Below are 9203 nucleotides of genomic sequence, written 5' to 3'. Positions count from 1 at the left end.
TGTGGGCGCAATGGGTGCGGTTGCGAAAGCCACTTTCGCAACCTTCAACGTTGCGAAAGTGGCTTTCGCAACGTCGGCGGTAAGGCGGCCGGCCTCCTTGGCCGCTCACGAGACGTGACCGAGCCGCGCGTCCCGTTCGGCGTACTTCTTCAGCGTCAGCAGCTGTTTCCGCATCATGACCAGGTCGCCCCAGCCGAGCAGGAACTCCTTGAGGCGGCCGCGGAATCCCTTCGAGGTCACCACGATGCGGCACAGCATGCGGCATGACCTCTCGTCGATCGGTTCGACCGAGTACGTGACGGCCACCGGGCCGAACAGGTTCTCGGACTTGGCGAAGGTCCGCCCGGTGAGGCTGTGCCCGCGGTCGACCTCGGTCAGCTCGAACACGATCAGCGTGTCGCCGGGAGCGAGTTCGCCGGCGCCGGGGGTGAGGGTGCCCGGGCTGCGGCGTCCCAGGTTGTCGAGCAGGTCGTAGCTGTAGGGCGCGACCGAGATCTGGCAGAGCCAGCGGTAGGCGAGCGCGGCGGGCGCGTGCACGGTGACGGCGCGGTCGAAGCGGGCGACAGGGCCGTCGAGCAGGGTGTCCGCCGGCTGCGCGCGACGGCGTTCTTCCGGTGTCGCGCCCCAGTTCGCGGGTGATCCGAAGGGCATGGCCGCCTCCGTACGGTGCCGTATGTTTTTCCATACGGTAGCGTACGGGGCGTGAAACGGAAGCTCGCGCGTGAGGATTGGGCCGGCGCGGCGCTCGAAGCGTTGTGCGAGGGCGGGGTCGCCGCGATCGCCGTCGAACCCATCGCGGCGAAACTCGGGACGACGAAAGGCAGCTTCTACTGGCATTTCGCGAATCGGGGCGAGCTGGTCGAAGCGGCCGTCCGCCGGTGGGCCGAGCAGGACACCGAGGCGTTGATCACGCTGCTGGACGGGATCTCGGACCCGGAACGAAGGCTGCGCGAACTCTTCACGCTCGTCTTCGGGTCCACGGACGACGAGCGGGCCGAGCTGGCGCTGCTCGCCCACGCCGCCGACCCGGTGATCGGTCCGCTCCTCGCCGAGGTCACCGAGCGGCGCGTCGGCTTCATCGTCCGGTGCTTCCGGGAAATGGGCCGCCCGGACATCGAAGCCCGGCATCGCGGCCTGCTGGCGTACACGGCCTTCATCGGTTTGATCCAGGCGCAGCGGGCGAGCGGCGGCACGCTCCTATCCGCGACGGAACGGCCGGGCTACCTGGAGTTCCTTCGCGGGATTATCACCCCGTGAGAAGGATCTTCGGCTCTTCGGGCGGGTGACCGGCCGGATCCTTCCGGCCGCGACGGCCGCCGCTCATCATCATGCTCCATGACAGCCACGTATCCCGCGGCGAAGGACGACCCCGCGACCCCGATGGGCGCGATCTACGCCGAATATCCGCCGATGTCCCGGGTCGTCTTCCCCAGCGGCTGCGAAGGCTGGCTGGTGACCCGGTACGAAGACGTCCGCCTGATCTTCTCGGACACGCGGTTCTCCCGGAACCTGCTCGCGCCGGGCGCGCCGTGCCTCATCGAACCCGGCGACTTCTCCACCGGCGAGCACAGCATCCTGAACATGGACCCGCCGGATCACACGCGGTTGCGGAAGCTGACTGCGCAGGCCTTCACCGTCCGCCGGATCGCCGGGCTGCGGCCGCGGATCCAGGAGATCGCCGGCACGCTGCTGCGGGCGATGGCCGAGCACGGTCCGCCGGTGGACCTGGTGGAGATGTTCGCCTTTCCACTGCCCACCGCGGTCATGTGCGAGATCCTCGGCGTCCCTTTCGAAGGCAGGGAACGGTTTCGCCAGTGGTCACGCGTGATCGTCACGCCCATGGCGTACAGCCCGGCGGAAGTGGCCCAGGCCCGGCGTGACGGCGCGGAGGACATGGCGGCTCTCGTCGCGGTCAAGCGGGCGACGCCGGGGGAGGACCTGCTGAGCGTCCTCGTGCACACGCGTGACGAGGACGGCGATCGGCTCACCGAGGCCGAACTGATCGATCTGGCCACCCAGCTCCTGCTCGCCGGGCACGAGACCACGGTCAGCCTCATCGCGACCGGGATCGTGCTGCTGGCGGGACATCCGGATCAGCTCGCGGCGCTGCGCTGCGATCCGAGCCTGACCGCAGGGGCCGTCGAAGAGATCATGCGGTTCGACGGGCCAGCCGACGCGTCGCTGCTCCGGCTCGCGCTGGAGGACGTCGAGCTGAGCGCCGGTGTGGTCCGGCGCGGCGAGGCGGTGCTGGCACACACCGGCGCGGCGAACCGCGACGAAGCCGCCTTCCCCGGCGCGTCGCGGTTCGACATCCGGCGCCGGAACGCGCCGCAGCTCGGTTTCGGGCACGGCCTCCACTTCTGCCTCGGCGCGGCGCTCGCCAGGCTGGAAGGGGAGATCGCGTTCCGGACGCTGCTCGACGGGCTGCCGGGGCTGGAGCTCGCGGTCCCCGCTTCGGCCATCGTCTGGCGTCCGCCGCTTTCGATCCGCGGCCCGGAAGCCGTGCCGGTGACGTGGGCTACCACCAAGCCCGGCTGAGGCTCTCCAAGGTCGGTTCTTCCGGCGCCGGAAGAACCCTGAGATACCAGGTGAAGTTGCTGTAGACGTGCAAAAGCGCGTAGGCGAGGCAACGCCGGGAGAACCCTTCGTCCGGCTCGACGCCGTATCCGGCCAGCAACCGTCGCAGGAAGTCCTTGTCCCCGCCCGAAACGAACAGGCCGACGGCGACGAAGTCGTACTCGGCCGCACCCCGCATCGCCGGTTCGAAATCGAAGAGCCCGGTCAGTCGCGGGCGTTCGCCGTCGTGGACGACCATGAGATGGTCGCGCATGAATTCGGTGTGCAGCGGGACGACGGGCGGGCTGCCCAGGTCGACCGAGTCGAGGAACACCGGAATCTGGCCGAGCCAAGCCTCGTTGAGCCCGGTCCGGCGGTGGTGCTCGACGGCCTTCGCGCGTTGCCCGGCGACGAACGCCGCCCAGTCCGGCGGTTCGAGGACGTCGAGCCTCGGGTCGTGCAGCGAATGCAGGGCGGCCAGCGCCTCGCCGAGTTCGGGGGCGAGCCGGTTTTTGTCCTCTGTGGACAGTTTCGGCCAGGCGTCCTTCAGTGTTTCGCCGCGCAGACGATCCATGAGCACGTAGCCCCAGCCGTCCCGTTCGCCGACGTCGTGCACGGCGGGAGTCGGGATCGGCAGTTTCCCGTGCAGGGCCTCGAGCATCGTCCGCTCGGTGGGAAGTTCGTCGAGGTGCACCGGCGGGAAGAGTTTGAGCACCAGATCTTCGCCGACGGCGTAGACCGGCAGCGACCCTTCGGTGAACGGGACGACTTCGCCAAGGCCCAGCGACTTCACCGCCGGAAGGAGATCTTGCCTGGTCAGCGCGTCGAACTCGGCTTCGGTGCCGGCGGGCGGGAACGGGATCACGGCACGACCGTAGAGCAGCGCGCCGTGGACGGCGACGTAATTACCCGCTGCGCTCCAGCAGCGTCCGCGCCGCGCCGAGCACCAGACGGCAGACGTCGTCGGGATCCGCACTGGCCAGCGGTTCCTTGCCGGTGATGTCGCGGACCAGGCCGATCCCGAGCAGCCAGGCGAGGATCAGGTCGGCCCGCAGATCCGCGTCTTCGGCGTCGGTCAGCGTGGCGAGCACCTTGGCGTACTCCTCACCGAGCTGCCGCCGGACCGCGGCGGCGGCGCTGTCGTGCCCCGTCGAGCGCAGGTACGCGTCGAGGGTGCGGTCGCGGCCGGTGTCGGACTCCAGCATGCTGCGCAACGCCGTGCCGAGCAGCTCGTCCGGTGGGGTGGTGGCGATCTGCTCGCGTCCACCGCGCGCCAGGACCTCCTCGAACAGCGCGTCCTTCGAACCGAAGTAGCGGAACAGCAAGGCCTGGTTGACCCCGGCGACTTTCGCGATGTCGCGCACGGTCGTCCGGTCGAAACCGCGTTCGGCGAAGAGGGCGGCCGCCGCGTCGAGCAGGGCCGCCCTGGTCGCGGCCGCGTCGCGCTTGCGGACCTGCGGTTCTTCCGTCATCGGCAAAGGCTAGCCGGGCGTCGCACGGTAGGCGCATTGACGCTCAGCGTGATCATGGTTAGCGTTGTAAGCAGTTGCTTACAAACCGCCGAGCCGGGGGGTTTCCGGACAAATGACCACCACAGACACCGAATTCGTCGCCTATCCCTTCAACGAAGACGCCGGACTCGAACTCAACGAGGCGTACGCGGCGGCCCGTGCGACCAAGGGCATGCTCCGGGTCCGTCTTCCGCACGGTGAGCCGGCGTGGCTCGCCACCAGGTACGCCGACGCGCGGTTGGTACTGGGCGACCGGCGCTTTTCCCGCGCGATGGCGGCGGAGAGGGACGAGCCACGGATGGCGCCGGGCAGGCGGCCCGGCGGGATCCTGAGCATGGACCCACCGGATCACACCCGGCTGCGCACGCTGGTCGCGAAGGCGTTCACCATGCGCCGCGTCGAACTGCTGAGGCCGCGCGTCGCCGAGCTGGCGGCGGGCCTGATCCAGGACATGAAGGCCAAGGGGCAGCCCGCCGACCTGGTCGAGGACTACGCGCTGCCGATCCCGGTCGCGGTGATCTGCGAGCTGCTCGGCGTCCCGGTCGAGGATCGGCCGAAGTTCCGCGTGTGGAGCGACGCCGCGCTGTCGACCAGCCCGCTGACCACCGAAGAGATGATGGCCAACCAGGACGAGCTGCGGGCGTACATGCACGTGCTCGTCGAGCAGCATCGCGCCGAGCCCCAGGACGACCTGATGACCGCGCTGATCGAGGCGCGCGACGTCCGCGACCGGCTGAGCGAGCTGGAACTGGTCGACATGTGCATCGGCATCCTGATCGCCGGGCACGAGACCACCGCCAGCCAGATCCCCAACTTCGTCTACGCCCTGCTCGAACAGCCGGAGCAGCTCGCCCGCCTCCGCGCGGACCTGGACCTGATCCCGGCGGCGGTCGAGGAACTGCTGCGGTTCATCCCACTGGGTGCCGGAGCCGGGTTCGCCCGGTACGCCACCGAAGACGTCCAGGTGGGTGACGTGCTCGTGAAGGAGGGCGAGCCGGTGATGGTCGCGATCGGCGCCGCGAACCGGGACGCGCTGCAGTTCACCTCGGCGGAAACCCTCGAATTCGGCCGGGAGTCCAACCCCCACCTCGGCTTCGGGCACGGCGTGCACCACTGCCTCGGCGCCCCGCTGGCCAGGCTGGAACTGCAGGAGGCCATGCGGGCGTTGCTGCGCGATCTCCCCGGACTGCACCTCGACGGCGATATCGTGTGGAAGACGCAGATGCTGGTACGGGGGCCCCGTTCCATGCCGATCGGATGGTGAGCATGAGCTGGAAAGTCGACGTCGATGGCGACACGTGCATCGGCTCGGGGATGTGCGCCGCGCTGAAGCCGGAGGTCTTCGCACTCGAAGGTGCCACGGCGACGGTGGTCACGGGCGAGGTGGAGCCGGACGAGACAGTGCTCGACGCGGCGGATTCGTGCCCCGCGATGGCCATCGAGGTGACGGAAAAGGGTGAAGTGATCGGGCCGCGGCCCTGATGACCGCTCGTTAATGCGTGGCGGTCGCCGGTGAACAGGCGTAGGACGGCAGGGTGAGCGAAGACGGCTTGACCCTCCGCACTCTGACCACCGACGACCTGCCCGCGTTCGCGGAACTGCTCGCGAGCGCCTTCCTGACCGACCCGACGGAAGGCCTGAAACACCGCGAAAGACTGGTGTTCGAGCCGGACCGCACACACGGTGTCTTCGACGGCGAAGACCTCATCGGGGCGGGGGAACTGCTCACCCGCCGGATCACCGTTCCCGGGGCCGGGCAGACGCCGTTCGCCGCGGTGACGTCGGTCGCCGTCGCACCGGGTCACCGCAGGCGGGGCGTGCTCACCCGGGTCATGCGGGCGCAACTGCACGGCCTGCACGAAGACGGCGGAGAACCGATCGCCGCGTTGTGGGCGTCCGAAGCGGTCATCTATCCCCGTTTCGGCTACGGCCTCGCGGCGCAGTTCCATCGCGCGAAGGTGCGCGCCAAGTCCGTGTTCCGGCCCGGCGTCGAGCTCGAAGCCGAACGAGTACGCGAAGCCGGGCGGAAACAGGCGATCCCGCTGATCAAGGCGATTTACGAAAAGGAGGCGCCGCAACGGGTCGGCGCACTCGACAGACCCGATTCGACCTGGGAATTCGTTCTCGACGACCCCGAGTACCGGCGCCACGGCGCGACCGCGCTGAAGTTCGCCGTCCTCCCGGACGGCTACGTGATCTACCGGCTGAAGAACGACTGGAACGAGGAAGGCCCGCGAGGGACCCTGACCGTGCAGGAACTGGTCGCGACCACGCCGGAGGCGTACGCGACCCTGTATCGCTTCCTGCTCGACTACGACCTGGTGTTCACGGTGGAGGGATTCACCGCCCTCGACGAGCCGCTCGTCCATCTGCTCGCCAACCCCCGCGCCATGACCCGGTCGGCCGGTGACTCCTTGTGGCTCCGGCTCGTCGACGTCGACCGTGGCCTCGTCACCCGGCGCTATGGCGCTCCGGTGGATCTGGTGTTCGGCGTCCGCGACGCCTTCTGCCCGTGGAACACCGGGAACTGGCGGCTCGTCACCGACGCCGGCGGGAACGCCGAGGTGACCCGCGTGGAGGACACGCCGGATCTGGAGCTGGGCGTGGACGACCTCGGGGCGATCTTCCTCGGCGGCACCAGGCCCAGCACGCTGGCCGCGGCGGGCCGGATCAAGGAACGGACCGCCGGCGCCGTCTCCCGGGCGACGGCCGCGTTCGCCACCGACCGTGAGCCGTCCTGTATCGAATCCTTCTAGCCGCCGTTACCTGCCGGGTAATCGACTTCGCGTCGTCGCTCTTGCCAAGGTGACGAGGTGCGAAAAATCAAGAGATTCCTTGGCGCGGCGGCGGTTCTGCTCGGTGCGACGGTGATGGGAAGCGGGACGGCGATGGCTGAGGCGACCGAAGGCTGCGCACTTCCGGAGCGGCTCGCGGACCTGGTCGAAGGCGCGGTGTCACCGTCCGCGTGTGCCTTCATCGTCAAACAGACCGAATTCGGGGCCATGCGTTCGGAGACCCCCGAAGCGCGGGAAGCCCGCGTCCGGTTGTACGGCACCATTTTCGCCGCGGACGGGACGCTCGCGGAATCGGGCAGCGCCGCGCCGGTCCGAGGCAGGGCGAACATCGAGAACAGCCTGCGCACCCTGCTCGGCGCGTTCCCGACGTTCCGGTTCACGCCGGTGAAGATCTCGGTGAACGGAGAGGCCGTTTTCTACGAAGCGGACAACGAAGCGGTGATCCACGGCCGGATGGTGCGGTATCCGGCCGTCTACCGGGTGGTGCTCAAGGACGGCGAGGTCACCCAAGGCCGCCGTTACCACGATCGGACGGAATGGTTCCGCCCCCTGGAGAACGACGGCCTTCGCGAACTGTTCGCCGGTGTCGGCGACGACTGCCCTCGGCCGGGGCCGGCCTTCACCGGCCCGGGGCTGACCACGCCGGTGACCGACCCGGCGTGCCATTTCGCTTACCTCAGCAGGCTTTCGGGCGCGATGACCGACGTCCGGCTGGCACCCGGCCAGGCGACGGCGAAGTTCCAGGAGTATCGCGGGACCGTGCGGGCGAAAGGGCGGACGATCGACTTCGGGATGGTCGTGGGCACCGGCTCAGGCGTTCTCCGCTACTACTTCGACACGCTCCCGCTGAGCTACGACGACGCGGAAACGGCCGCCCTGTTCACCAAGCTGATCACGGGCGCAGCACCCCCCGCTCGGTGACGACCGCGGTGACCAGCTCGAACGGCGTCACGTCGAAGGCGGGGTTGAACACCTCCGCGCCTTCGGGAGCGACGTTCGTGCCACCGAAACTCAGGACCTCGCCGGGATCGCGCTCCTCGATCACGATCCCGGCGCCGTCCGGCATCGCGGTGTCCACAGTGGACGAAGGGGCGACGACCACGAACGGGACTCCGTGGTGCTTCGCCGCGATCGCCAGGCCGTAGGTGCCGATCTTGTTGGCGACGTCGCCGTTGGCGGCGATCCGGTCGGCGCCGACGAGCACGCAGTCGACCAGACCGCGGCTCATCGCGGCGGCGGCCGCGCCGTCGGGCTGGATCCGGTACGGGACACCGGCTTCGGCCAGCTCCCACGCGGTCAGGCGGGCGCCCTGCAGCAGCGGCCTGGTCTCGTCGACCAGCACGGACTCGACCAGGCCACGGGCCTGAAGATGCCAGACGACGCCGAGCGCGCTGCCCCAGGCGACCGTGGCGAGGTGGCCCGCGTTGCAGTGACTGAGCAGCCGTAACGGCCGCCGCTCGCAGTGTTCGAGCACCACCGCGGCCGCCAGCCGGGAGGCCTCGTGGTTGATCCGCTCGTCCTCGTCGAGGATCGCCAAGGCTTCGGCGAGGACGGCTTCCGGCCCCTCCGGGAGCTTCGCGAGGGCGCGGGAGACACCCCAGCTCAGGTTGACCGCGGTCGGCCGGGCCTGGGCGACGCGACGCGCCTCGGCCTCGACGTCACCTCCCGCGCGGGTCGCGAGCACGACACCGAGCGCCCCCGCCGCGCCGAGCGCCGGCGCCCCGCGCACCGCCAGCCGCTGGATGGCGTCGACGAGTTCGCCGACCGCGCGCAGTTCTAGCACGCGATACTCGGCGGGAAGGACGGTCTGGTCGATGATCGTGACCGCGTCACCGGTCCAGTCGATCGTCCTGCGCATGGCTCCCCCGCGAAATCCGGTTGTCCCGTCGCGGCCGCCTCGGTGAGGATGCGGCCCGTGACCATTCAACGCCACCATCCGCCCGGTCTGCACCCCACGCCCACCTACCACCACGTGACCATCGTCGAAGGACGGCGGGACGTCCACCTCGCCGGCCAGTGCCCGCTCACCGAAGACGGCAAGGTCGTCGAGGGCGACGTGCTCGCCCAGGTCGACCAGGTCGTCGCGAACACCGCCGCCGCGCTCGCCTTCGCCAAGGCGACCCCGGCCGACGTGGTGCGCACGGTGATCTACGTGGTCACCCCGGACGCGGACGTGCTCTCGGCGGTGTGGGACCGGTTCGTCGAGTCGGAGATCGGGGAGGCGTTCACCACCGCGAGCACCCTGCTCGGCGTCGCGCAGCTCGGGTATCCCGGGCAGCTCGTCGAGCTCGACGTCACCGCCGCCACGGCCTGACCTCACCGGCCGGCCCCGACAGGTAGT

The 9203-nt window shown here is 69.6% G+C and carries 11 protein-coding genes; 7 read left to right on the top strand and 4 right to left on the bottom strand.

Annotation, left to right across the window (positions count from 1 at the left end; translation table 11 throughout):
* Positions 1-105 precede the first annotated feature (105 nt).
* The gene (locus ACZ3HL_RS16590) at positions 106-651 is read right to left on the bottom strand and encodes an SRPBCC family protein (RefSeq protein WP_465531815.1); all 546 of its coding nucleotides are present in this window, start codon (positions 649-651) and stop codon (positions 106-108) included.
* A 51-nt stretch (positions 652-702) separates the two neighbouring features.
* Between ACZ3HL_RS16590 and ACZ3HL_RS16585 the strand changes: the two genes are divergently transcribed.
* Together ACZ3HL_RS16585 and ACZ3HL_RS16580 are read left to right on the top strand one after the other, a co-directional pair.
* A complete protein-coding gene (locus ACZ3HL_RS16585; RefSeq protein ID WP_465531813.1) occupies positions 703-1257 on the top strand; it encodes a TetR/AcrR family transcriptional regulator in 555 nt (184 codons plus the stop codon).
* Positions 1258-1335: 78 nt separating this feature from the next.
* Complete coding sequence (locus ACZ3HL_RS16580) at positions 1336-2538, top strand: cytochrome P450 (RefSeq protein WP_465531811.1); 1203 nt, start codon at positions 1336-1338, stop codon at positions 2536-2538.
* On the opposite strand, the gene ACZ3HL_RS16575 is transcribed toward ACZ3HL_RS16580, so the two are convergent.
* Both ACZ3HL_RS16575 and ACZ3HL_RS16570 read right to left on the bottom strand, forming a co-directional pair.
* Positions 2519-3421 (bottom strand): phosphotransferase, encoded by a 903-nt coding sequence (locus ACZ3HL_RS16575; protein WP_465531809.1) that lies wholly within the window; start codon positions 3419-3421, stop codon positions 2519-2521. The genes ACZ3HL_RS16580 and ACZ3HL_RS16575 overlap by 20 nt on opposite strands.
* A gap of 40 nt (positions 3422-3461) precedes the next feature.
* The gene (locus ACZ3HL_RS16570) at positions 3462-4028 is read right to left on the bottom strand and encodes a TetR/AcrR family transcriptional regulator (protein ID WP_465531807.1); all 567 of its coding nucleotides are present in this window, start codon (positions 4026-4028) and stop codon (positions 3462-3464) included.
* Positions 4029-4140: 112 nt separating this feature from the next.
* Here ACZ3HL_RS16570 and ACZ3HL_RS16565 point away from each other — a divergent pair, with 112 nt between their 5' ends.
* Genes ACZ3HL_RS16565 through ACZ3HL_RS16550 form a run of 4 tightly spaced genes read left to right on the top strand, consistent with a single transcriptional unit; the run spans position 4141 to position 7783 of the window.
* Entirely contained in the window at positions 4141-5331 is a 1191-nt protein-coding gene (locus tag ACZ3HL_RS16565; protein WP_465531805.1) for a cytochrome P450, read from the top strand.
* A 2-nt stretch (positions 5332-5333) separates the two neighbouring features.
* Positions 5334-5549, top strand: a complete 216-nt coding sequence (locus ACZ3HL_RS16560; protein WP_465422237.1) for a ferredoxin — start codon at positions 5334-5336, stop codon at positions 5547-5549.
* Between the two features lie 53 nt (positions 5550-5602).
* Complete coding sequence (locus ACZ3HL_RS16555; protein WP_465531803.1) at positions 5603-6823, top strand: GNAT family N-acetyltransferase; 1221 nt, start codon at positions 5603-5605, stop codon at positions 6821-6823.
* Positions 6824-6880: 57 nt separating this feature from the next.
* Positions 6881-7783 carry a nuclear transport factor 2 family protein gene (locus ACZ3HL_RS16550; RefSeq protein ID WP_465531801.1) on the top strand — a complete coding sequence of 301 codons (903 nt, stop codon included), beginning with the start codon at positions 6881-6883 and terminating at the stop codon, positions 7781-7783.
* Here ACZ3HL_RS16550 and mtnA read toward each other — a convergent pair.
* Positions 7755-8720: an S-methyl-5-thioribose-1-phosphate isomerase gene (mtnA, locus tag ACZ3HL_RS16545; protein ID WP_465531799.1), complete on the bottom strand. Its 966-nt coding sequence runs from the start codon at positions 8718-8720 to the stop codon at positions 7755-7757. The two genes, ACZ3HL_RS16550 and mtnA, sit on opposite strands and share 29 nt — an antisense overlap.
* A 57-nt stretch (positions 8721-8777) precedes the next feature.
* Between mtnA and ACZ3HL_RS16540 the strand changes: the two genes are divergently transcribed.
* A complete protein-coding gene (locus ACZ3HL_RS16540; protein WP_465531797.1) occupies positions 8778-9176 on the top strand; it encodes a RidA family protein in 399 nt (132 codons plus the stop codon).
* Positions 9177-9203: the final 27 nt, after the last annotated feature.

It is taken from the genome of Amycolatopsis sp. NPDC000009 (assembly GCF_055563465.1).
The sequence above is the reverse complement of the archived record's forward strand: the minus strand, read 5'-3'. Positions and strand labels throughout refer to the sequence as shown.

Bases quoted from the DNA above. Each gene is read 5' to 3' on its own strand.
- ACZ3HL_RS16590 (WP_465531815.1), bottom strand. From the start codon at position 651: ATGCCCTTCGGATCACCCGCGAACTGGGGCGCGACACCGGAAGAACGC.
- ACZ3HL_RS16580 (WP_465531811.1), top strand. From the start codon at position 1,336: ATGACAGCCACGTATCCCGCGGCGAAGGACGACCCCGCGACCCCGATG.
- ACZ3HL_RS16570 (WP_465531807.1), bottom strand. From the start codon at position 4,028: ATGACGGAAGAACCGCAGGTCCGCAAGCGCGACGCGGCCGCGACCAGG.
- ACZ3HL_RS16565 (WP_465531805.1), top strand. From the start codon at position 4,141: ATGACCACCACAGACACCGAATTCGTCGCCTATCCCTTCAACGAAGAC.
- ACZ3HL_RS16560 (WP_465422237.1), top strand. From the start codon at position 5,334: ATGAGCTGGAAAGTCGACGTCGATGGCGACACGTGCATCGGCTCGGGG.
- mtnA (WP_465531799.1), bottom strand. From the start codon at position 8,720: ATGCGCAGGACGATCGACTGGACCGGTGACGCGGTCACGATCATCGAC.